Genomic DNA, 23,651 nt, shown 5'->3' with positions numbered 1-23,651 from the left:
GCAAAAAACAAGGTGTTTTATCTATAAAAACGAAATTATTTAACTAAAAATTAATTATTTTTAAACAAAAAATATATGTTTTGTTTGGATTAGGGGCGGCTAATCAAGTAGCACCTGAATTAGCCAAAATGAGAGAAGTATTGAAAATGCGTTAGTGGCTAAGCATATTTAGCATAACGAAACAGTAAATAACAAAAAGGAATTAATAATAGAAAGTGCGTACCAATAAGCTCTGGGGTTGATAAGTTTAAGTATTGAGTAATAAAAACCAATAAGCTTGCTCCACTCATTTGCATTGCTCCCAAAAGAGCAGAGGCGGTGCCAGCTTGTTTAGGAAATAAACTCAAAGCACGCCCAGCGGCAGAGCCAAGTGTTAAAGCAAAACCAAATGCTGCAATGAACATAGGGATCATTAATGCCAATGGCGTTTTATATTGGCTTAATAACAACATAAGTAAGCCGGCACTCACTAGCACTAAAAGGCCTATTTTTAAGGCTCTTTTAGGTTGGCGTTTAATGTAAATAGGCATAATAAAACTAGCAAGAATACTAAGCACCGCATTGAGCGAGAACCAAAAGGTAAAGTCGGCTACGCTGCCACCTAATTCCGTAATGAGCCAACCAGGAGCCAGTGTTACAAACACCAATATGGCTGACATAGTGACCATACATAACAAGCTATTAAATAAAAATAATGGAGTTGAAATGATGGGGAAAAAGCGTCTTAAATCTAAAATATGCCCCTGGTAATGACTGTCTGCTGGTCGTGTTTCCCTAAACAAGAATAAGGTGACAATAAACCCCAGTAATGCAAAACCGGTTAAAAATAGAAAGTTCATTTGCCAACCAAACTGTACGGTTAGCCAAGCACCTAAAATGGGCGCTAATGCTGGAATAAAGCAAACGATACCGTTTAGATAGGTAATTATTTGGCCACTGCGTTCACTACCAAACTTATCTCTTACTATTGCAAAAGCGACAACAAAGGTAGCGCACGCGCCTAACCCTTGAATAGCACGAGCAAACATCAGTACTAAAAAGCTAGGAGCATAATATGCACCCAATGCCGCCAGTCCATACAAAGCGACCCCAGTTAAGGCAACGGGCTTTCTGCCAAAACGATCAGCGAGTGGACCTGCAATTAATTGCCCTAAACCAACAGTAAGCATAAAAATAGCCACCGTTTGCTGTACTTGCTTTTCGCTCACTGAGAATTGCTCTGCGATAGTGGGAAAGGCAGGCAGGTAAATATCAATGCCCATCGGACAAAAAATGACGAGTAACGCTAAGATAAGTAATAAAGTAAAATTGGGTTTAGCGGGCTGTGTATGCATCAGGTCTCCTTTTGTCGGTATTTTAAGTGGCGACTGATGAAAAAGAAAGGGCTTATGGCCGATGTATCAGCCAACTTACCTACTTTTAACCTTATTATGATTATTTTTGTTTAAGTATCACACTTCTTTAAACTGATCCGATGTGTTAATTTGCTTTTTAAGCAAAGACAATGGAAAAATAATAATGAGTAATGAGTCTGCATTAATAAAAACATGGCATAAATTTAAAAAGTGGCCATGCGGTAACTGGCTTTTCAGTAAAGCCGTGTGTTTCAAGGCACCTTATTTTGGCTCTATGAAACCCACTATTTTAGATTTAAAAGCAGGGCACTGTAGTGCAGTGGTTAAAAACACACGCCGTGTACATAATCATATTGGAACAATTCATGCGATTGCTCAATGTAATTTGGCTGAGCTGTGTGCGGGAGTGATGGTGGATGCGACGGTACCGTATAAAACACACCGCTGGATACCTAAAGGTATGACAGTACAATATTTAGCTAAAGTAGACACAGACGTTACCGCGATTGCTGAAATTGAGTTGCCTCATCAATGGATTGATAAAGAAGATTTAGTGGTGCCGGTAAAGCTTTATAATACCCGAAATGAGTTGGTGTTTACTGCAGATATAACCATGTACATCACAAAGAAGAAGTAATTGCTAAATTATATTTTTATATAAAGTATTAAAAACAATGGTTTAGTTTATTGACTAAACCATTTTTTGTTCAGGTTTAACTTTTTGCAGTAGACGACTTGTTTACAAACGAAAGGCCACTGTCTTCATTGTCAACAATGGCTTTTACATCGTTAACCGGTTTTGGTTTATCTTTAGCATGCTCAATGACTTCTTTTTCAAAGCGCTGCTTTAAACTACCTTCAATAATCGCACCGGCTTCTATGCTTAGTGTGTCATGAAAAATATCGCCAAGGACATGGGCATTATTTTCGATCTTCACTTCGCTTGCATTTAAAGAGCCTATGATTTTACCTTTAACAACAACGCTGCTAGCCTCAACAACGCCTTCAACAACACCGGAGGAGCCGATAACTAAATGCTCAGCTTTAATATCACCGTCAATACGTCCATCGAGTTGCACTTCACCTTGGCTAACTAAAGAGCCCGTAATACGCACATCGTTAGAAATAATTGAGGGAGTATGACTCACTCGCTTGATTGATGAGTCCGTTTTTGCTTGTTTATTTTTACCAAACACGAGAAAGCGCCTTTGTTATTTTTAGTGGATTGACATGCTTGTCGTCTATTAATACTTCATAGTGTAAATGAGTACTTGTACTTCTTCCGGTACTGCCCATTAAACCAATGACATCGTGCTTTGCAACAACTTGGCCTTTCTTAACATTAACTTTGTTTAAGTGACCAAAGCGCGTTACAACGCCATTTTTATGTTCTAATTCAATAAAGTTACCATAACCACCATTGCGGCCAGCTCGACGTACCGTTGCATCGGCAGGGGCAAAAATTTCTGTTTTATGCCAGCCAGCTAAATCAACGCCTTTATGAAATGCGCGTCTTTTATTCATGGGATCTTTTCGAAGCCCAAAGTTGCTCGAAATATAATATTTTGCGGCAGGTAAGGGTAATGTGTTCGGCAAGGCGGTTAAAAAGTTTTCTAGCTGATTTAAAACAAGCAACTTATCGGCAATTGCTAAAAATGTATTGGGTATTTTACTTTCATCAAGTATGTCCAGCGGGCCACCTTGCGCCGTTGTTTGTGCCGCTAAGGCGAGGTGCTGTGCAAGTGCATTTTCGAGACCTGTGTCTTGCAATATTTCTAAAATAGCGTCGTGGCGTTGATTAATTTGCGCAGCTAATAAGGTAAAATTAGTATCGTATTGTTCATTTAGTAAAGTATAGCGCTGCTCAAAACTGGTGGCGCTATTATGGGCATGTTTGTTTTGTGACTTGTCATCTTCGAGCGGCTCATGGAATTCGCTCTCACTCTCATTTATAGGGGAGGAGTCAAGCTCACCCTCTAATTTAATGGCGTCTTTGCTAATAGAAGCAGGCAATGATTCAATCATACCTTGTAATAAAGCTTGTTTTTGTTCTAGTTCAGCTAACTGTTCTTGTTGTAATGCATAGCGTTGCTGCTGCTGCTTTACTTTTTGTTGCCACTGCGCTTGCTTATCAAGTTGAGTTTGTTCGATATGAGATATTTGGTGTGTTTGCATATACACACGAATACTAGAGACACTCATCCACACAATAGCGGTGATAATAATAGCGAGTACAGAAACTTGTAACCATGGCGCCAAAACCACATGCTTTACTTCGCCATTTTGGCGAATAAGCAGCTGGCGAGCTGGGAAGTTTTTATGAAAAAAAGATTTTATGAATACAGGCATGTCACATATTTACTGGCTATTAACGGATTCAAGATAGCAATTTCAACTAAAAAAGCCAGAAAAAAATTGTAACTATGGCTTAATTAATAAAAAAGGGCGGCTTATTCGGCCACCCTTTTTTACTAGTTTATTGATTTTGCAATTATTTTGCTGGCAGTACCGTACTCTCCACGCAGCCGAAGCCAATACGTGCAAAACCTTCTTTTTCACACCAGCCACGCATTATCACGTTGTCGCCGTCTTCCAAGAAGCTACGCTGTTCGCCGTTGCTTAAGGTGATTTTTTCTTTACCACCACGAGAAAGCTCAAGTAATGAACCAGCTTCTTCATGAGTTGGGCCTGATTGCGTTCCAGAGCCCAGCATGTCACCTGGCATAAAGTTACAACCGTTTACCGTATGGTGAGTCACCATTTGTGCCACAGTCCAGTAAGAATGCTTAAAGCTAGATTTAGATACTTGTGTTGGATTGTAGCCTTCATCACGCATTTTTTGCGTTTGAATTTTAACATCCATTTGAATATCAAATGCGCCTTGATCACGGTTAGCCGTTGATTCTAAATATTCCAATGGTTGCGGATCATTTTCATCACGCGTCCAGCTTGTTCTAAATGGTGCAAGTGCTTCGGTAGTTACAATCCATGGTGACACGGTTGATGCAAAGTTTTTTGCTAAAAATGGACCAAGCGGTTGGTATTCCCATGCTTGTAAATCACGTGCTGACCAATCGTTGAAAACACAAAAGCCAAACACATGTTTTTCAGCATTTTCAATGGCAATAGCATCACCCAGCTCATTACCCTTACCCAAGTAAATACCCAGTTCAAGCTCGTAATCAAGACGCTTACACGGACCAAATGAAGGTACTTCTGCGTCTGGCGCTTTAGTTTGTCCTTTAGGGCGATGGAACTGCTGACCAGATACGCCAATAGATGACGAACGACCGTGATAACCAATCGGTACCCACTTGTAATTCGGTAGCAGTGGGTTATCAGGGCGGAATAAACTACCTACGGCCGTAGCATGATAAATCGAGGTGTAAAAGTCGGTGTAATCGCCAATGCGACACGGCAGAGCAAATTCAATCTCGCTTTGCGCAATAAGTGCGTGTGTAAGTTGTTCTTGATGCTCAGAACCTTCACGTAATGCTTTCGATAATGCTAAACGTAGGGCTGACCAATATTGCTCACCCAGACCCATAAACTCATTTAGTGTAGGTTTACTTGCTGCAGCAATGGCGACTTGAGCATCGCCACTAAAAATAGCGAGTTCATTTACTTTTGCTAAATCAATAACCTGATCGCCAATGGCAACCGCGCCTCGGAAAGCTTCGTTGCTATTTTTGCGACGTACTTCGGCAAAAGGTAGATTTTGGATAGGGAAGTCACATTGTGCATCATTTGCTGATGCAACCCAGCTAGTTAAATTTATATCATGGGTTTCGTTAATTAAACTCATTACATTTCCTTTGGTTTAGTTGGTCGCGCATATCAATTTATTAGATAAGAACATAGCACCAGCAAATTTTAAATATCTACTAGTTATATGGTGATGAAAAGCGCGATTTAAACACGCAAAGAGAGATAAGCTCTCTTAGTTACGATTAAACGACAAAAAGCAGCGAAATACGCTGCTTTTTAGAGTCATAATTTTAATTATAAAACGCCGCGGCGTTCTTGATCTCGCTCGATTGATTCGAACAGCGCTTGGAAGTTACCTTCACCAAAGCCACCATCGTCAACACGTTGAATCATCTCAATGAAGATAGGGCCAAATAAGTTTTTAGAGAAAATTTGCAATAAGTAGCAATCTTCGCTTTGGCTATCAACCAGGATTTGATGCTCACGAATCTTTTCTTTGTCTTCTTTAACCCATGGTACACGGTCAAAAATAGTATCGTAGTACTCAGGGATAATATCTAAAGTGGCGATAGTTGATTTATCTAACTTATCAAGTGAGCTCACTAAGTCGTCGGTTAAAAAGGCTAAATGCTGTACACCTGGGCCATTGTATTCGCCTAGGTATTCATCAATTTGGTTATTGTCGTTACCTTTACCTTCATTGATTGGAATAGAGAAAGTGCCACAAGGTGATTTTAATGCATAAGAGAGTAAGGCTGTTTTTTGGCCTTTAATATCAAAGTAGCGCACTTCGGTAAAACCAAACACGTCTTTATAAAAGTTAGCCCATGTTTCCATCGTGCCTTTATATACGTTATTGGTTAAGTGGTCGATACGTAAGAACCCTTTATCATTAACGACGTTTTGCTCAGCTAAATCTTCAAAGTCGTTTGCGTAGATAGAGCCTTTATCGCCAAACTGTTCAATAAAGTATATTAAGCTGTCGCCAATGCCGTAAATAGCAGGGTACGGTAAGTCTTTATTTGCTGCATCAGTAGCAGGCTTAGCGCCACGCTCAACCGCTGCTTCAAACGCCGCTTGAGCGTTCTCTACGCGCCAACCCATAGAACAAATTGCTGGGCCATGATTTTTAGCAAATTCAGCTGAAAAACCATCGCGTTCATTATTTAGTAAAAAATGAATATCGTTTTGGTTGTAATAAACAATGTCTTTACCTTTGAATTTTTTTAACTTTGAAAAACCAAAATCGGTAAACACTTTATCCATGTAATCGGCATCGGGTGTTGCGTACTCGGTAAATTCAATACCAACCAAACCTAAAGGGTTATTTACTTCACTCATTATAATTACTCCCGCAATTAAGCACTGCGATTATTAGTTATCGTATTGCCTGCATGATTAACCAGATTGGTGTTTTGGGGAAGAGGGTGTTGTTATTTAGTAAATAGCGCGTGTGTAAATTTTACGAGACGGTTATCAAAGTATGTTGGTTATTTACATACGAGCAGGTGAAAGTAAAAATTAGGTAGCGAGATAAAAGTACAGGTTTTCTTATTAAGTTTTTGATTATTAATAGTTTAATTTAATTTATTTATATGTGTTTTTAGTTTTTTTGCGCTAAAAAAAGTGCGGTTTTTGTATTTTATTATTTACACTTTTAATGAGTTTGGTTAGCTGCGATATATATAAAATCAAAGAGTATTGATGGTTTGCTGCTATAAACTCGTTTGTGCACAGTGATGAGGTATAAATAATAAACGGCTGAATGTAAAAATTGTGTGGTTTAATCTAGCGGCCATAAAAATACCCCCTGCAGTTAACTACAGGAGGTATTTGATATCATTTATCAAAGCTCATAATTATGCGTGTGATAAATCTAAATTATTGTGTTGGTGCGGTTTGTTCTAAACCTTGTTTTTCCCATATTTTAGCTTTAAAACTCATCAGTACTAAGATGATACCTACACCGATACTAAATAAGGCAATTTGTAGGTAAAGGTTCGGGATTTCTTCAACATTGTTAGGATCAAAGTTACCAGCAAGTAATCCTGAAATAACGTTACCGATAGAGTATGTAAGTACGAATACCCCCATCATTTGACCAGTAAAGCGGCGAGGCGATAACTTACTTACAGCGCTCAATGCAACTGGGCTTAAACAAAGCTCACCCACTGTGTGTAAGAAATACGTAGTAACAAGCCAATAAGGTGCTACTTTTAAGCCTTCAGCGGCATAGTGTGCTGCCATAAACATTACTAAAAAGCCTGAAGCCATAATAACGAGGCCCAACGCACATTTTACGCTGTAAGTAGGCGAGACCATTTTTTTAGATAAATTAATCCAAAAAGCGGCAAAGAATGGCGATAGCGCAATAATGAACAATGAATTTAGAGATTGGAACCAAGTCGTTGGAATTTCAAATGTGCCAACCAGACGGTCTGTATAGTCACGAGCAAACAGATTTAATGAAGAACCGGCTTGTTCAAAGCCAGACCAAAAACAGGCTGAAGCGACACAGACTAAAAATAGCGCCCACATTCTTTGTTTTTCAGCATCGGTTAGTTTGCCTTTGAAGTATATAAGGCCAAAGTAAACGAAAAAGATAACAGTAAATATAACTGCGGTGTACCCTGCAACAATCGATGGGTTAATGACAATAGCACCTGTCATCGCAGCAGCGGTAACACCGGCGGTCGCGATAACAAATGCTGCAATACCCCCCCATGCGCGCGAAGTACCTTTAGGACTTAATGGGTTAGCAGGTAAGGCGCTGTGATCTGGTAAGTTTTTAAGTGTGCGCTTGTATTGAATTAAACCAATACCCATACCAACAGCCGCGGCACCAAATGCCCAGTGCCAACCTACGTTTTCCATAAAGTAACCACACACGTAGTAACCAATTAAAGAACCTAAGTTAATACCCATGTAGTAAATAGCGAAACCACCATCACGGCGCTCATCTTCGTCAGTATAAAGCTGACCAACCATGGCACTGATATTAGGTTTAAGTAAACCAGTACCTGTTGCAACAAAGATCAAACCAATGAAAAATGAATATTCATGTGGCACGGCTAAAATAATATGGCCACACATGATAATAATACCGCCATACCATACTGCTTTTTGGCCACCAAACAATCTATCTGCTAACCAACCACCAGGTAAACCTAAAAAGTATACTGAACCTGTGTATAAGCCATAAATTGCAGCAGCAGAAGCAACGGTAAATCCTAGGCCTTCTTGTTGTAAACTTGCTGTCATAAATAATACGAGCATCGCTCGCATACCGTAGTAACTCATTCGTTCCCACATTTCTGTGAAAAACAGGGTTGAAAGTCCTTTAGGGTGACCAAACCAGCCACTGTCAGAATTTGAACTCATATTTACTTCCTAATTCATTATTGTTTTGATGACCTTGTGGTTTTTTATTTAGCTAAATTTTTACTCATAAAAAGTATAATAAATGCTCGATCATCAGTGTTTTTTATGCAGCTAAGGTAATGGTTTGCTAAACGCAGCTATACGTTTAGGTAAGAGTCACACCCTTATCCTAGTTACAATTGCGCCTAAGTATACATAGACCTTTGTGCGAGGGGAAGCGTTGAGCGCGCTATCATACATCGGTTATGTAATTGTTAAATACCAGTGTGTGAACCCCTATTTGCTGCAGTAAACACCTAAACTTATCAAAAAATATCTTTAACATCATAGGTAACATTGTCATACCAACGTTATCTTTAACACTGTTTAAATACAGCTTGAAAAATAAATAAAAGCTTTGTTTTACGGGTAGTTATAGCTACTAAATTTTTAATAATAGTTAACCTTTACTACTTTAATTTAATAATCACCACTTAGATTAAACATGAGCGAATATTGGCGTATGGACAGTAATGATTCGCTCATTGCAGCATATAATTTATACAAGGCCAGCTAGACTAAATTGAGTTGCAATAACCCCGACTTTTAGTGAACAGCCAAGCTTGAATTCGTTAAGTGCTTGAAAAAGCCCTCTAGTTAGTAAAAAAACATTTTTTCGTCCAAATTTCTTTACAATAAACTATGCTCGTAAACAGAGTTAGCGTATTATTCACGCCAACTAGTTTTTCCTTACCTGAGGGTGTATGCGTTTAGATATTCACTGTGCAGACCGAGTTGGTATTGCTCAAGAGATTCTTAATATTTTAGTTAGCTACAATGTTGACTTAAAAGGGATTGAAGTCGACTCAGTAAATTGTCGTATGTATGTGAGTTTTCCTGAGATTGAATTTGAACAATTTCAAAAAATCATGCCGTCTATTCGCTTAATCGATGGTGTACATGATGTACGCACAACCGCGTTTTTACCGTCTGAACGTGAGCACAACGAACTTAACACCTTATTAAGAGCACTTCCTGATGGCGTTATATCTATTGATGCTAAAGGGTGGGTACGCCTGTGTAACGACGCAGCCTGCAAAGATTTACAACTCACAGAAAAAGAAGTCACCGGTGCTAATATTAATAATTTGCTCAAAGGCTTTAACTTTACTCGCTGGTTAGAGGGCAAAGAAGTACTAGGGCAAACCACGCGTGTTGAAGTAGCTGGTGAAGATTTTATTGCAGATATTCTGCCTATTGCGGTCCCTCAGGGTAGTGAAGGCGATGTATTAGCGGGCGCGGTAATTAATATAAAATCGCAAAGCCGTTTAGGTCAGCAAGTGAGTGCTTTTAGGCGTTATGGCCAAGAAAGCTTTGCGACTATTCATAACTTTAGCACGGCGATGCGCCGTGTTGTTCGCGAAGCGCGAAAAATGGCGCAGCTTGAAGCCCCCATTCTTATTACGGGTGAAACGGGAACGGGTAAAGAATTACTAGCGCGAGCTTGTCACTATGCATCTAACCGCTCAGTAAAACCATTTATTGCTTTATCGTGTGCCTCGTTACCAGATGATGTTGCTGAGTCCGAACTATTCGGTTATGCAGGGTATGAAGAAAACGCAGCCCCTAAACGCGGTGTACTTGAACAAGCGGATGGTGGAACGGTATTTTTAGATGAAGTCGGTGAAATGTCGACGCAGCTACAAACTAAACTGCTACGTTTTTTACAAGACGGTACGTTTAGAAAAGTTGGCGACGAAAACGAAGTTAAAGTGAACGTACGTATTATTGCTGCCACGCAAAAAGATTTACCAGCAATGGTTCAAGAGGGCGTATTTAGAGAAGATTTATACTACCGAATTAATGTATTAACACTGGAAATTGCGCCGCTTAGAGATCGTAAAGCGGATGTTGGGCCACTTGCTGAACACTTTATTCAAAAATATGCGCAGCAAAATGGCCATACAGTCCCCGAGTTATCTGAAGAATGTTTAACGTTTTTACAAGATTACCCATGGCCTGGCAATGTACGCCAATTAGAAAACGCGATTTACCGTGCGGTATCGTTGTTAGAAGACAGTGAACTGCGCGTTGAACATTTACAGTTACCTACGTTTACCCATGATTTAGGCTATTTAGAGTCTGATTTTGAGGGCTCGCTTGATCAAGCGGTTAAGCGTTTTGAAGCCACCTTACTGCGTAAGCTTTATCCTGCCTATCCTAGCTCTCGTCAGTTAGCTAAACGCTTGGGACTAAGTCATACTGCTGTGGCTAATAAATTGCGTGATTACGGCATTAACCGCAAAACGGTTAAAGTTTAAAAATAGATACCCAAACATCCTCATTTAGTGATTGATTCCTTGGTTTAAAAACAACCAAAGGAGTCAATCGCTATGATACACTGATAAAAACTCAACTGGTAAGACCTCTACTGTGAACTTATATTTTAGACTGCTGCTGTTATTTTTTAAAATTAAACGTAATCGTGACTATCAATCGTTGTTAGATACGGTTGATATAGACTACAAAGCATTACCAAGTGACTGCGATATTAATTTGCATTTAACCAATTCGCGCTATTTAGCGATGATGGACTTGTCGCGTACCTGGATGACTGAACGGGTTGGTTTGCTTAAGCAAATAATGAAACGTCGTTGGTTCCCTATTGTTAATGCGACAGCCATTACCTACATCCGCGATATTAAGCCAATGCAACGTTTTACCATTAGTACGCGTTTGGTTGGCTGGGATCATAAATACTTTTACATTGAACAAAAGTTTCATTCAGAGCGTGGCTTACATGCCATTGCTTATGTGCGCGGCGTGTTTAAAAGTAAGAAAGGGGTGGTCAGTGTTGAGCATATGCTCGAGGTTGCAGGCTTTGACGGGGTTGCACCCATTTTACCGGCTGAAATAATTCACTGGAAAGAAATGCTTGAGCAAAAAAAAGTAAATAACTTACCTCGCTAAACACAGGCAAAAAAAAGGCCTAACGGCCTTTTTAACACACACATAAACGTTATTAAAACGAGTATTTAAGACCAAACATGGCAACAACAGGGTCAAGTGACACGGTTGATGTTAATGCTTTTGCGCCATTAGCATAAACAGTCGCATCAGTATCAATATCCATGATAGATACCATAGCGTGTAGGCCCCATTTTTCATCAATCTTGTAGTTAGCACCTACTTGAGCAACAAAACCAAATGAATCATCTAGTTTTACTTCTACATCGTTAGTTCCTAACGTTGCTTTAAGTGCTGCAGAAGGCTGTTCGTCAAAGAACGTCGTATAGTTAATTCCCACACCTACAAACGGACGAAGTGCATAGCTGCTATCTAAAAAGTGGTACTGTGCAACCAGTGATGGTGGTAAATGTTTAATATCAGCAATTTTATTACCAGCTAAACCACCAGTACCTTCTACATCATGAGAAAACGGCGTTGCTGCAATAAGCTCTAATACCCATTGGTCGTTAAATGCGTAATCTACAGTAATACCTAACTGAGTATCTGAGTCGCCTTTTAAGCCTAGAGTGGGTGCTTCGTTGATTTTTGAACCATCGTTATCTGGATTAACATTAATTGCGCCAACATTAACACTAAAGTTAGCGTGTGCTGCAGGAGAAAGAGCCAGTAAAGAAGTAAGTATTGCAATGCTTAGTTTAGTTTTCATGTTGTTCTCCGTGAACTACTGTGTGACTATTTGTTGATTGAGGCTATTATTGCTCGAGGTTAAAAATAAAAACCTGTTCTAGATCAAAGTTTCAAAAGCGGATGAGTAAAGAGCCTCTATTTATTGATTTAGATTAAACTTTTACTTAATTAGTGCTTAAAAATTATTGACTGATCACTTAAATACAAGCCGCAAACGAAGTATTCATAATATAATCAGCTAGTTTTGTTAAACTAAGGCTATGTTCACGGTTTAATAAAAGTAAGCGACCTCATGACTCCCTCTGGTCAACTATTTCTTCAAGGCTCCATTGCTAAAGCGCTGTTGAAATTAGGTATTCCTATTATCCTCATTAATATATTGCAGTCGGCTTATCAGCTTACGGATGCATTTTGGGTTGGGCGATTAGGAGCAACCCAAGTCGCTGCAGTGTCTATTAGTACCCCGATCACTTTTTTAGTCATTGCTATAGGCTCTGGGCTTGCAATGGCCGGTGCTATTTTATCGGCGCAATACATGGGCGCAGGTCAGCAAGATAAAGTGAACCATGTTGCAGCGCAAACGGTGTTAATGGTTGCATTTACCGCCTTAGTGTTAGGGCTACTTGGTTATGTACTTTCCCCATACTTTTTAAAACTGCTAGGCGTTGAGCAGGCGGTTTACAGTGATGCGCTTAAGTTTATGCATGTGTCCTTTATTGGCGTTATTTTTGTGTTTATTTACGCCATGTTCCAATCGCTAATGCGGGGCATTGGGCAAACTAAAGTACCTTTAATCATAGTTAGCACCACCGTGTTACTTAATTTTATTCTCGACCCCTTATTTATTTTTGGTTACGGCCGCTTTGAAGGGCTTGGCGTTATGGGCGCTGCGCTGGCGACTTTGGTTACACAAAGTTTAGCGGCGCTGGCGGGCATTATTATATTTTTACGCGGTCGCCATGGCATTCAATTACAGCTAAAAAGCTTCTATCCCGATTGGCAATATATGAAACGGGCTTTTTTCTTAGGAGCGCCTGGTTCTATTGAATTATCAACACGTGCTTTTGGCTTGATCATCATGTCATTTTTAGTGGCAAGCTTTGGAACCGTTACCATTGCGGCTTATGGCGTGGGCTCTAATATTTTGCAAATGGTGATGATCCCTGCCATGGGTTTATCAATGGCGGTATCAACCTTGGTGGGGCAAAATATGGGCGCCGGCAATATTAAACGGGCTGAGCAAATAACGAAGCTTGCCAGTATGTGGGGATTAATAGGCCTTTCTTTTGTTGGGGGCATTGCTTACTTGTATGCTGATACGCTGGTGGCATTTTTTATTCCCGAAGATAACAGTGTAATAAATAAAGGCGCGCAGTTTGTTCAAGTGATGTGTTTAAGCTGGGGGGGAATTGGTGTTCAGCTTTGTATTGTTGCTGCTTTTCGTGCCTCTGGGAATATGCTTAATGCCATGATTATCGCGTTATTATCACAATGCGTGGTGCAGTTTCCTGCCGCTTATATTCTTTCTAATCACACTTTGCTTGGCGATCAGGGAATATGGTATTCGTTTGCAATTACGAACATAACCATCGCACTGATAGCGTTCGCTTGGTTTATGCGTGGCGCATGGAAAAAAACCAGATTAACCAAAGAAGATAAACACATTGTGCAGGTGACACGAGAAACATTAATAGAAGAGGGCACACGTTAGCCTGTACTTTCATAATGCGGTCATAAAAAGTCGTTGTAATAAATACACTGCTAAAACGAGGTGTGTTTATTATGACAAAAGCTATCAACAAAAAAGTACCCGCGCCGTACTTAACTATTCCACAGTTAAAAACGCTCAGTCACTTACAAACGCTGATCCAATTTAAGTCAATTACGCCTAATTCCGCTGGTGGTATTGAGTGGCTGGCACATCAGCTAACTGATTTAGGTTTTAGCATTGAGCAGTTTAGTGCCCATAATGTCACTAATTTAATTGCTAAAATATCTTTTGGAGCAGGCCCTGTGGTGGCATTTTCTGGTCATATTGATGTGGTCCCTGCTGCGCAAGGTGGCTGGTTAGCTGATCCGTTTGATGGAAAAATAATTAATGATGCGATTTATGGGCGTGGTGCCGCCGATATGAAAGGAGGCATTGCAGCCATGCTTAGCGCAACGCAGTCGCTAATACATAGTGCGCAGCAAAAGCAGGGCACCTTGTATTGGTTGATCACCTCTGATGAAGAAGGTGAGGCAGAGCATGGCTCAGTGTTGATTGCGAAACGCCTAGCACAACAAGGTGTTGTGCTTGATGGCTGTATTGTTGGTGAGCCTACAAGTCATTTGCAAGTGGGCGACACCATAAAAAATGGCCGACGTGGCGCGCTGTCAGCACGTTTAACCATTCAAGGAAAAGCAGGACACGTGGCCTATCCTGAAAATACCATCAATGCTGCGCATATCAGCGCTGAAGTAGTGAATAGATTAACCCAAATTGATTGGCTTTTAGATGAGCCAAGCTCAAAAACAAGCTTGCAAGTTACCGGTATTAATATTGATAACGTGCTTGATAATTTAGTGCCTGCTCAATGTGATATTACGTTTAATATTCGCTACAGCCATGGGTATAAAAGTACAGATGTGAAACAGCTGGTACTTACTGCACTGAATGATTTAAACGAATATTTAACGTTGCAATGGGAGCGTCCATGTGAACCTTATTATACAAGCCATAGGGCAGAGCGCTGCTTACTCGCCCAGCTAGAGCAGGCAATATTTAACGTGACCGGAAGCTATCCAGTACTTAGTACCAGCGGCGGGACTTCAGATGGGCGGTTTTTTGCAAGTAAAAACACGCAAGTGATAGAGTGCGGGGTTTTAAACCAGACCATTCATCAAGTTAATGAACATGTGCCCATTAGCGACTTGTTACAAATAGAGAAAATATACACCCAACTATTAGTACATATATTTAGCCAGTCTAATAATCAGGGGATTTGATAAATATGAAATTGCCTAAGTTTAAGTATTTAAGTTTAAGCGCCCAAGCTTAGGCGCTTAAGTTAATATTTTAACGGCAAAACTCAGTTTATTGAGGCGGTGTCTTGCGCTCCCAAATAGCGTTTTGCTTTACTCGGTTTTACTTTCTCAAGGTCGACCAATACCAATCCATCAATACAATTATTAAATTGCGGATCAATACTAAAACTTAAAAACGTTACCCCATTTGGCTCACATAGCTCGGTGTATTGTTTAAATAGTGTGGGTACATGGGTGCCCATATTAGCCAGTATGTGTTTAAGTTCTACAAAGTCTTCTTTGATGTTGTTACCCATAAACAAATTAGTGCATTGAATCTGCTGCTCACGGGTATGACGAAAAGCATTGTTAGGCGTTGCGAGTGACTTTTCAGAGCCATAATAGTGCTGATAATAATGCACCAGTAAGGATTTTGCTTGCTCTGGCAGTGCGTTTGACACACTCACTGCACCAAATAAGTAACGATACTGAGGGTAGCGATTAATAAAAGCACCAATGCCATACCATAAATAGTCGAGGCTTTTTCTGCCCCAGTATTTGGGTTGTACAAAACTACGGCCTAATTCTATGCCTTGCTTGAAGTATGGCGTCATCTCTTGGGTATAATTAAATAAGCTATCGGTATAAAGCCCACGTTGAGAGTGCTGTTCAATCACATCCTGCGCGCAGGCTAATCTGTAAGCGCCAACTAGTTCGAGTGATTGTGCATCCCATAAGACTAAGTGTTGATAATGCATGTCGTATTTGTCTATATCACGGCGATTGCCACTGCCTTCACCTACTGCACGAAAGGCAATTTCCCGCAGGCGACCAAGTTCACGAAATAACGGTGAGCTGCCTTGGTATTGGTATAAATAAATAACCATGCCATCACTGGTTTTACCTAAATGTTCACAGCTTTCGATGGCTTTTTTTAATTCTTTTTTACACTCTGGTGAGGCAATAGGAGCATGAGTTTTTAGTGGCAGTGTTTTTTTAGTGGTTAAACGGTACAGCTGTTTTCGTATAAGCTCGACCACTTCCTTGTCTTTTAAATCGGGTATTAAATAAGATTCAGGAGCAATGGAGGCGCCTATTTCAAATTCGAGCGATTTTTGGCGCTGTTTAAACATTTCTTTGACTAACAATAAACTGGCAAGCGGTTTATATAGCATAGAGGCTCCGTAAAAAAGCGGGCTGTTTCTGGCTTTTATATGTATGGGTAAAATTGGGCTATTGGCTTTTTTAGCGATACGTAAAAACCCGCTGTTCCATTTACAGTCTTTGATCCCTGTTGGTCGAAGTCGAGAAACTTCACCCGCAGGGAAAATAAGTAATGCTCCTTCATTTTTTAAATGCTGGTGAATATTACTAAGCTCTTGTTTTTTACTCTGCCCCGACAAATTATCAACGGGTAGTAATAATGAATGCATTGCATCAACGGTCATTAGCATTCGGTTAGCCACGACTTTTAAATCGGCACGCACCGTCGATAACACATTAATTAATGCAAGCGCATCTAAGGATCCAATTGGATGATTAGCAATAATGACAATTTTCCCTTCACTGGGAATACTTTCTATTTGTTTTGCTTTGTATCGAGTGTCAAAATCAAGTTCATCAAGTACTTGCTCGACAAATTCTATTCCTTGAAGATGGGGATAAGTTGTTGCAAAGTTTGTAAACTCTTGTTCATGTAATAAGTAGCTAAGGCTCTTTTTTACCAGTTTTTTTATTTTAAATGAGTTAGTTAACTGTGGTAAGTTAGTCGCAATTACTTTATCTACACTGATCATACGCACCTCTTTTTTTATACTAGGCTAAAGCCAATATGTTTAGCTTAGAGTGCGGATATGACAATACGCGGTCAGTTGTGTGACTTTTTAAAACCGTTTACATACTATTGAATTGAACCATACCAGTACTATTATTTAGGGTTACTTTTTAAGGAATCATCATGTCAGTTTTGGTGGCTATAACAGGTCGAGACAACACAAAATTAATAGCAAAAATGAAATCACGATTGCCTAGTATTCGAATTGAAGAACTTGATGATTGCCAAAATTTAGAGAGTGTAGAGTTCGTTTTAGCGTGGAATGCGCCTGCATCACTGTGGCCCACGTTACCAAATTTAAAGGCTGTGTCATCGTTTGGCGCTGGCGTTGATAGCATTGATTTAAGTTTATTACCTGCGGATGTAGAGGTCGTGCGTATTGTTGATAAACAGTTAGCCAACGATATGGCTGAATACGTACTTACCCATGTATTAGCACAAAAATTGCGATTAAAAGAATATGCAATAAAGCAACAGCAAAGTATATGGAGACCTAAAAGAGCGCATAAACATAATCAAGTAAGCATTTTAGGGTTTGGCGAACTAGGTCAAGCATGTGCACATAGGCTGGTTAATAACGGTTTTAACGTAAATGCTTGGAGCCGAAGCCCTAAAACATCAAACATTGCGACACTCTATCATGGTGATGACGGCTTAACACAGATGCTTGCGCAAACCGATTATTTAGTATGTTTATTACCGCTTACCAGCAGTACCCAAGGCATTATTAATAAACAGTTACTTGAGCAACTGCCTGAACATGCTGTGGTGATTAATGTGGCCAGAGGTGGGCATATAGTAGAAGCTGATTTACTTGATGCACTTAACAATACACGTATACGCGCAGCAACGCTTGATGTGTTTGCCAGTGAACCACTACCAAGCGAACATCCTTATTGGTTGCATCCAGGTATTACTTTAACACCGCACTGTGCTGCGTTGTCAGATCTGGATAGTGTTATTGAACAAATAGCAGAAAACATTTTGCGTTTAAAAGCGAAACAGCCATTAATAAATTGCATTGATAAGCAGCAAGGTTATTAATTGGCAGTTGTTGGCCTTCAAGGATTAAAATTTGTTTAATTTTTAACAGAAACAGCTTGTTAACATTTGTAATTTTTATTATTGTTAAAAACAGTTCTAACAATAATAAAAAAATAGGATGAATTATGAAACCCAATCAAGGGGGCGCAAAAATTAGCATCGTGGTTGTATCTATCATTATATTAGGAATATCTGCCTGGTTTAATCAAGCCAATGCGGCAGCGCTGCTGATCTGACCCTTATTTTCACAGCAAGATTTAGCTACGCTTGCTGTGTATTTCTCTGTTTTGATGCTTTTTATCATCACTTTTCTTCAATAAAACATACGTCGCACCACTTCCTCCATGCTGCCTAAGTGCAGTATGAAACGCTAAAACGCATGGAATTGTTTGTAACCACTGATTTACGTAACTTTTTAATATCCCTGGCTTGGTTTTATTTTTAATACCTATGCCATGGCGAACGAGTACCATTCTTATATTTCGCTGATGGCAGTCTTGAACAAAGGCTAATAATGATGCGTGTGCATTTTTTAAAAGTTGCCCATGTAAATCAAGCGTCGCATCAAGCTGATATTTCGCTAATCTTACATTTTTAAAAACCGCGCTTTGTACGCCCTCTTTTTTAAAGCTTAATATGGCAAGTGGATCGAGTAATTCAAGTGGTTCATCCAACGGATTGAACTGTTCAGAGACTAAATCTGATTGTGCTGCTTTATTTTTTTCTTGCTGGGCGATGACCGCTTTATGGTTTTTAGGTGGTAAGGTCACAGTGTCATGCGTTATGGGGGTAACATCTTCCATAGAAGATAAGAATAAATCGAAATCTGACAATGGCATGGGCTTATCTCAAATTAGGCAAGGGTCTGTTGACCTTTGCGGATTAAAATTTGTTCAAGCTAGGGGCGGTTTAATCGCGGCGCGAGGTTTGTAACCTAGTGGGCTAAGTAAAAACCGAGCAACAAAGAGTAAATCGCCCCTAGGTAGAACCCAAAGGGCAGCGCCTGTTTGGCATTGATGCTGCGTTATCACCTATCTATGGGGAATAACCACACCACATAGGCTCTGCCTTGCCTAAATACCAAACAGACTGCTGCAAATTTAACCTTGAAAGGTCAACAGACCCTATTACGAGATAAATTTTAACTTAGTTCAAACTAAGACCCAAGATCTTTAAAGCTGCAGCAAAAAAAAGCCCAGAAAAACTGGGCTATAAAATATTCTAAGGGGAAGTAATTAATGCTGAGATACGCTAAATTGCCCAAACGTATAAACTTTGAACAAGTAAAATGTGTTGATCAACACTAAACTCATATTTGAAATAATACTCGACGACATAAGATCTAAGCTAAATGATAGGAATAACAAACCACACGCACTAATCGCAGCAACGCGAAGCAGTGTCAGTTGGTTGATAAAGAATGCACCTAAACCTAATGCAAGTAGTAATGTATTTAAAAGCCAATCTAGCTCGTTTAGCATGGTCGTTTCAATAGTTCAGTTGTTGAAAAAAGGAGCGCCATTATGTTGATCTTTTGCACAGCTTTCAACCAAGTAATTTTAAATTTTCAGATTAGTTTTTTTAATGCTAAAGGTAGGTCATTAATACCGAAAATAATCCCTCTTCAGCAATAACATGATATTTTTGGCAGCTTTGTGGTTGCTGAAGATCTACACAGAGGTATAGTGTTCTGCGATGCTTATCTAGTCTAGGGTGCAGCGTTGAATCTAGTAGCTTTGGTTTATTGGCAAATAGCCCTGGCCAATAAATACTTTTGCTAACCATGGCTGATTTTTTATAGGTGAGTAAACTAGGCTTTGGCGCTAAAACAAATATAAGTAATAATATCGTGAAAATAAAAAATGCGGTTAGTTTGGCGCCACGTTTTACACTTACTGCGCGCGGGTTTGATTGTGAGCCAAGGTTTGCAGGCTTGTTACTAGGTATTGGTTTAACATAGGCCGCTTTATTTTTTTTGCGACGACTCTTTTTTGTATTTTTCGACATAAAGCAAATCTGGCCTTTTTGGCTTAGCTCTCTATAATAAAGTAAATATTTGTATTTTAAGCAAATCACCAATTTCGCAGACACGGCTTTTAGCCTATAAGGATTATATATGAATACGCAGCTATCTATTTTAATAGTTGATGATGTTAGCACGGTGCGTAGCTTTCTAAGTCAAACATTGATGCATTTAGGGATAGAGAATGTAAAAGAAGCGTCTACGGCCGCGCAGTGCATAAGTGAATGCCGTGCAGCAAACTTTAACATTATATTTTTAGATATAGAGCTACCTGACGGCGATGGTAAAGAGCTTATTGCGCAGATAAATGAGTTATCACCAGAGACAAACGTGGTGATGGTGTCGGCGCATTCAGGCGTTGAAAATGTGAAGGATGCAATAGATAGAGGGGCAAAAGGATTTGTGGTTAAGCCATTTTCTCCGAAGAAAATTGCGGCGATGCTGAAAAAGTTTTATCCAGAGCTCGATAACGTTTAAAAAGCGTATTTATTTTGGGTAAAAAAAAACCGGCAAAAGCCGGTTTTTTTAATCTTGCAAAAACAAATTATAGCGCTTTAATTTTAGCAGCTAAACGGCTCTTATGACGAGCAGCTTTGTTTTTGTGGATTAGACCCTTAGTTGCGTAACGGTCTAGGATAGGTGTAGCAACAGAAAAAGCTTGCTGTGCAGCTTCTTTATCGCCAGCTTCAATAGCTACGATTACTTTTTTGAAGTAAGTACGCATCATTGAACGACGGCTTGCGTTGTGCTGACGGTTTTTTTCGCTTGTGATAGCGCGTTTTTTTGCAGACTTGATGTTAGCCAAGGTTTGCTCCTAACAATCTTAAATAAAGCTTAAATTAAAGGCCGTGGAATATGCCTGTTTTTATCATGAATGTCAATTTAATTTTAACAATCCAAGAAAAACTGCTCCTTATAACGAACATCAATTTGCCGCTTTAGCAGTTAATGGCGCTATTGTAACAAAGCAAGGGGTTCGAGCCTAGTGCTTTAAAGCGATTTATAAAAAAGACTATGGCATAATTAACTTAATTGCTGATTTTTAATATGGATTTATAGTGTCAAAAGGTTTGTTTCGTTCCGGGATGATTGTAAGTGCAATGACAATGATCTCGCGTATTTTAGGGCTAGTGCGTGATGCTGTTGTTGCTAACTTGTTGGGGGCAGGGGCTGCTGCCGATGTGTTTTTATTTGCAAACCGTATTCCTAATTTTTTACGCCGTTTATTTGCTGAAGGGGCTTTTGCACAGGCGTTTGTACCTGTATTAAGTGAAATCAAAGAACAACAAGGCGATGATAAAGTCAGAATATTTGTTGCGCAGGCGGCAGGTACACTCGGCACAATTTTACTACTCGTTACGCTTTTTGGTGTTGTGGCATCCCCCGTTATCGCCGCTTTATTTGGTACTGGTTGGTTTATTGATTGGTGGCAAGGTGGCCCTGACGCAGAAAAGTTTGAGCTTGCCAGTTCACTATTAAAGCTGACCTTTCCTTATTTATTTTTTGTAAGCTTAGTGGCGCTTAGTGGCGCAGTAATGAATGTGTATAACCGTTTTGCAGTTGCCGCATTTACTCCCGTATTACTTAATGTTTCTATTATTGGTTGTGCCATTTTATTGCATGACCAATTTTCTGTTGGTGCATATGCATTAGCAATAGGCGTATTTTTAGGGGGCGTGGTACAGCTATTATTTCAACTGCCGTTTTTATATAAAGCAAAAATGTTGGCGCGCCCGCGATGGGGTTGGCAAGACGAAAATGTTAAAAAAGTGCGTAAATTAATGCTCCCAGCGTTATTTGGTGTATCAATTAGTCAAATTAACTTATTACTCGATACGGTAATAGCTTCATTATTGATGACAGGCTCTATCGCTTGGCTGTATTACTCAGATAGACTGATTGAATTCCCACTTGGTTTATTTGGTATTGGTATTGCGACGGTTATTTTACCTGCGCTATCAAAATTACACAGCAGTAAAAAAAGTAGCGACTTTCAACATACCCTAGATTGGGGAGTGCGATTTGTGATTTTTTTAGGGCTCCCGGCCATGATAGGGTTGATGATTATAAGCCCGTTGATTATTACTGTGCTGTTTGATCACGGCGCGTTTAAAGAGGCAGGCATTGATCACGTTAAGGCAGTGAGCTTAGGGGTGGTTGCCTACTCGGTGGGATTAGTCAGTTTTATGTTAATTAAAGTGTTGGCGCCTGGGTTTTATTCTCGCCAAGATACGAAAACACCGGTGCGCATTGGTATTGTCACTTTGGTGCTTAACATGGTGTTTAATATTATGCTGGCGCCCTTTATTGGCTATTTAGGCTTAGCACTGGCAACCTCTATGTCGGCTAGTTGTAATGCCTACTTACTGTACCGACAGCTTAAAAAAGAGAATGTTTACCAGTTCTCCAGCATGAGTGGCTACTTCACTTTGAAATGTTTGCTGGCGAGTGTGACGATGGGCGCACTAGTGTGGTTTACCAGTAGACACTATGATTGGCCTAGCTGGCACTTTAGTGAACAAGTTATGTTGTTGGTTGTGTTATTAATTATTGCGGTTGTTAGTTACTTTTTTATGTTGTTTTTGATGGGCGTTAGACTAAATACGATAAAAAGTGTAGCAATTACTGAATCAAATTAAAAAAAAGATTATAATCGGACACTCTGCGACCCAAGGTCGCATTTTATCGCTCGCTGAAAAAGGCATTAGGTGGCATGGAGTTAATTAGAGGTATACACAATATACGCCCACAACACTTTGGTTGTGTGCTAACCATTGGTAATTTTGATGGTGTTCATTTGGGTCATGCTGCCGTATTAAAAGGGCTGTTAGCGGATGCCAAAGAAAATAATTTACCTAGCACTGTAATGTTATTTGAGCCTCAGCCACAAGAGTTTTTTGCAAAAAACAATGCCCCGGCTAGGCTTACTCGACTGCGTGATAAACTTCGTCTATTGAGTAACTTGGGGATTGAGCGCGTTATTTGTATTAGCTTTAATCAAGCGTTTGCAAATATGCATGCAGAGCAGTTTGTGAGCGATATTTTAATTAAAAAGCTGGGCGTTAAAGCATTAACGGTTGGCGATGATTTTAGATTTGGTAAACAGCGCCAAGGAAATTTTAGCCTATTGGCTAATATGGGTACTCAAGCGGGAATGAGTGTTAAAAGCACTGCCAGCTTTAGGCAATTAAATGCTAGAGTAAGCAGTACCTTAATACGAGAAGCGCTTGCTGAGGGTGACTTGGTTAGTGCCAAAGTCATGCTTGGGCATAATTATGCGATATCTGGGCGTGTTATTCACGGCTGGAAAAAAGGCCGAGAACTAGGTTTTAGAACGGCAAATATTGCCCTAAAGCGTCAAGTTTGTCCGGTTAATGGCGTATTTGCGGTTCAAGTAATGATCGCAGGAAAACACGTTTTTGGGGTAGCTAACATTGGAAACAAACCCACATTTAATGGAACTCGTGCCTTATTAGAAGTACACCTTTTTGATTTTGCACAAGATATTTATGGACAATTTATGCATGTGGAGTTGATTGAAAAACTCCGCAACGAGAAAAAATTCGAGACATTAACACAACTGACGGCACAAATAGCAACCGATGTTGCCGCCGCTAAGCAGTGTTTTGGTTTAAATTAGGTAGCCGATAGAGACGGAAAGTAG

21 protein-coding genes are annotated in these 23,651 nt (G+C 39.8%); 9 read left to right on the top strand and 12 right to left on the bottom strand.

Annotated features, from left to right (window positions below):
• Nucleotides 1–158: 158 nt before the first annotated feature.
• Complete coding sequence (locus N523_RS0116425) at nucleotides 159–1,334, bottom strand: multidrug effflux MFS transporter (protein WP_013464448.1); 1,176 nt, start codon at nucleotides 1,332–1,334, stop codon at nucleotides 159–161.
• Nucleotides 1,335–1,518: 184 nt separating this feature from the next.
• Here N523_RS0116425 and N523_RS0116415 point away from each other — a divergent pair, with 184 nt between their 5' ends.
• Complete coding sequence (locus N523_RS0116415; protein ID WP_016899426.1) at nucleotides 1,519–1,992, top strand: hotdog fold domain-containing protein; 474 nt, start codon at nucleotides 1,519–1,521, stop codon at nucleotides 1,990–1,992.
• A 76-nt stretch (nucleotides 1,993–2,068) separates the two neighbouring features.
• On the opposite strand, the gene N523_RS0116410 is transcribed toward N523_RS0116415, so the two are convergent.
• The 5 genes from N523_RS0116410 to N523_RS0116390 all read right to left on the bottom strand — a co-directional run bounded on the left by N523_RS0116410 (nucleotide 2,069) and on the right by N523_RS0116390 (nucleotide 8,444).
• A complete protein-coding gene (locus N523_RS0116410) occupies nucleotides 2,069–2,551 on the bottom strand; it encodes a bactofilin family protein (RefSeq protein ID WP_013464451.1) in 483 nt (160 codons plus the stop codon).
• Complete coding sequence (locus N523_RS0116405; protein WP_028835399.1) at nucleotides 2,541–3,704, bottom strand: M23 family metallopeptidase; 1,164 nt, start codon at nucleotides 3,702–3,704, stop codon at nucleotides 2,541–2,543. The genes N523_RS0116410 and N523_RS0116405 overlap by 11 nt, the downstream gene beginning before the upstream one ends.
• Nucleotides 3,705–3,846: 142 nt before the next feature.
• Nucleotides 3,847–5,160 carry a fumarylacetoacetase gene (gene fahA, locus N523_RS0116400; RefSeq protein WP_028835398.1) on the bottom strand — a complete coding sequence of 438 codons (1,314 nt, stop codon included), beginning with the start codon at nucleotides 5,158–5,160 and terminating at the stop codon, nucleotides 3,847–3,849.
• Between the two features lie 197 nt (nucleotides 5,161–5,357).
• Nucleotides 5,358–6,404: a 4-hydroxyphenylpyruvate dioxygenase gene (gene hppD / locus N523_RS0116395; RefSeq protein WP_016899429.1), complete on the bottom strand. Its 1,047-nt coding sequence runs from the start codon at nucleotides 6,402–6,404 to the stop codon at nucleotides 5,358–5,360.
• A 540-nt stretch (nucleotides 6,405–6,944) separates the two neighbouring features.
• Nucleotides 6,945–8,444 (bottom strand): peptide MFS transporter, encoded by a 1,500-nt coding sequence (locus N523_RS0116390; RefSeq protein ID WP_013464455.1) that lies wholly within the window; start codon nucleotides 8,442–8,444, stop codon nucleotides 6,945–6,947.
• A 743-nt stretch (nucleotides 8,445–9,187) separates the two neighbouring features.
• Between N523_RS0116390 and tyrR the strand changes: the two genes are divergently transcribed.
• Entirely contained in the window at nucleotides 9,188–10,744 is a 1,557-nt protein-coding gene (gene tyrR, locus N523_RS0116385; protein ID WP_013464456.1) for a transcriptional regulator TyrR, read from the top strand.
• Between the two features lie 112 nt (nucleotides 10,745–10,856).
• Nucleotides 10,857–11,393: a thioesterase family protein gene (locus N523_RS0116380; RefSeq protein WP_016899430.1), complete on the top strand. Its 537-nt coding sequence runs from the start codon at nucleotides 10,857–10,859 to the stop codon at nucleotides 11,391–11,393.
• 52 nt (nucleotides 11,394–11,445) lie between these two features.
• Here N523_RS0116380 and N523_RS0116375 read toward each other — a convergent pair whose 3' ends face one another.
• A complete protein-coding gene (locus N523_RS0116375; RefSeq protein WP_013464458.1) occupies nucleotides 11,446–12,099 on the bottom strand; it encodes an OmpW/AlkL family protein in 654 nt (217 codons plus the stop codon).
• 273 nt (nucleotides 12,100–12,372) lie between these two features.
• Between N523_RS0116375 and N523_RS0116370 the strand changes: the two genes are divergently transcribed.
• Both N523_RS0116370 and dapE read left to right on the top strand, forming a co-directional pair.
• Nucleotides 12,373–13,791, top strand: a complete 1,419-nt coding sequence (locus N523_RS0116370; RefSeq protein ID WP_028835397.1) for an MATE family efflux transporter — start codon at nucleotides 12,373–12,375, stop codon at nucleotides 13,789–13,791.
• A gap of 71 nt (nucleotides 13,792–13,862) precedes the next feature.
• Nucleotides 13,863–15,068, top strand: coding sequence for a succinyl-diaminopimelate desuccinylase (gene dapE, locus N523_RS0116365; RefSeq protein ID WP_028835396.1), 1,206 nt, complete (start codon nucleotides 13,863–13,865; stop codon nucleotides 15,066–15,068).
• A gap of 83 nt (nucleotides 15,069–15,151) precedes the next feature.
• Here dapE and N523_RS0116360 read toward each other — a convergent pair whose 3' ends face one another.
• Complete coding sequence (locus tag N523_RS0116360) at nucleotides 15,152–16,882, bottom strand: GNAT family N-acyltransferase (protein WP_028835395.1); 1,731 nt, start codon at nucleotides 16,880–16,882, stop codon at nucleotides 15,152–15,154.
• A gap of 161 nt (nucleotides 16,883–17,043) precedes the next feature.
• Here N523_RS0116360 and N523_RS0116355 point away from each other — a divergent pair, with 161 nt between their 5' ends.
• A complete protein-coding gene (locus tag N523_RS0116355) occupies nucleotides 17,044–17,964 on the top strand; it encodes a 2-hydroxyacid dehydrogenase (RefSeq protein ID WP_028835394.1) in 921 nt (306 codons plus the stop codon).
• Between the two features lie 257 nt (nucleotides 17,965–18,221).
• Here N523_RS0116355 and smrA read toward each other — a convergent pair whose 3' ends face one another.
• The 3 genes from smrA to N523_RS0116335 all read right to left on the bottom strand — a co-directional run bounded on the left by smrA (nucleotide 18,222) and on the right by N523_RS0116335 (nucleotide 19,971).
• Nucleotides 18,222–18,803 (bottom strand): DNA endonuclease SmrA, encoded by a 582-nt coding sequence (smrA, locus tag N523_RS0116345; RefSeq protein WP_028835393.1) that lies wholly within the window; start codon nucleotides 18,801–18,803, stop codon nucleotides 18,222–18,224.
• 396 nt (nucleotides 18,804–19,199) lie between these two features.
• Complete coding sequence (locus N523_RS0116340) at nucleotides 19,200–19,445, bottom strand: hypothetical protein (RefSeq protein WP_013464466.1); 246 nt, start codon at nucleotides 19,443–19,445, stop codon at nucleotides 19,200–19,202.
• 106 nt (nucleotides 19,446–19,551) lie between these two features.
• A complete protein-coding gene (locus N523_RS0116335; protein ID WP_028835392.1) occupies nucleotides 19,552–19,971 on the bottom strand; it encodes a hypothetical protein in 420 nt (139 codons plus the stop codon).
• Between the two features lie 109 nt (nucleotides 19,972–20,080).
• On the opposite strand from N523_RS0116335, the gene N523_RS0116330 reads away from it, so the two are divergent.
• Nucleotides 20,081–20,464, top strand: a complete 384-nt coding sequence (locus tag N523_RS0116330) for a response regulator (protein ID WP_008114419.1) — start codon at nucleotides 20,081–20,083, stop codon at nucleotides 20,462–20,464.
• A gap of 67 nt (nucleotides 20,465–20,531) precedes the next feature.
• On the opposite strand, the gene rpsT is transcribed toward N523_RS0116330, so the two are convergent.
• Nucleotides 20,532–20,792, bottom strand: a complete 261-nt coding sequence (gene rpsT, locus N523_RS0116325) for a 30S ribosomal protein S20 (protein WP_008114420.1) — start codon at nucleotides 20,790–20,792, stop codon at nucleotides 20,532–20,534.
• Nucleotides 20,793–21,087: 295 nt separating this feature from the next.
• On the opposite strand from rpsT, the gene murJ reads away from it, so the two are divergent.
• Both murJ and ribF read left to right on the top strand, forming a co-directional pair.
• On the top strand, nucleotides 21,088–22,626 hold the full coding sequence (murJ, locus tag N523_RS0116320; protein ID WP_033103915.1) for a murein biosynthesis integral membrane protein MurJ: 1,539 nt from the start codon (nucleotides 21,088–21,090) through the stop codon (nucleotides 22,624–22,626).
• Nucleotides 22,627–22,700: 74 nt separating this feature from the next.
• Complete coding sequence (gene ribF / locus N523_RS0116315; RefSeq protein WP_024602833.1) at nucleotides 22,701–23,627, top strand: bifunctional riboflavin kinase/FAD synthetase; 927 nt, start codon at nucleotides 22,701–22,703, stop codon at nucleotides 23,625–23,627.
• Nucleotides 23,628–23,651 lie beyond the last annotated feature (24 nt).

Origin of the sequence: Pseudoalteromonas sp. 23_GOM-1509m (assembly GCF_000518425.1) — a bacterium.
Lineage (GTDB): Bacteria > Pseudomonadota > Gammaproteobacteria > Enterobacterales > Alteromonadaceae > Pseudoalteromonas > Pseudoalteromonas tetraodonis.
This window is presented reverse-complemented; position numbering and strand designations above follow the sequence as displayed.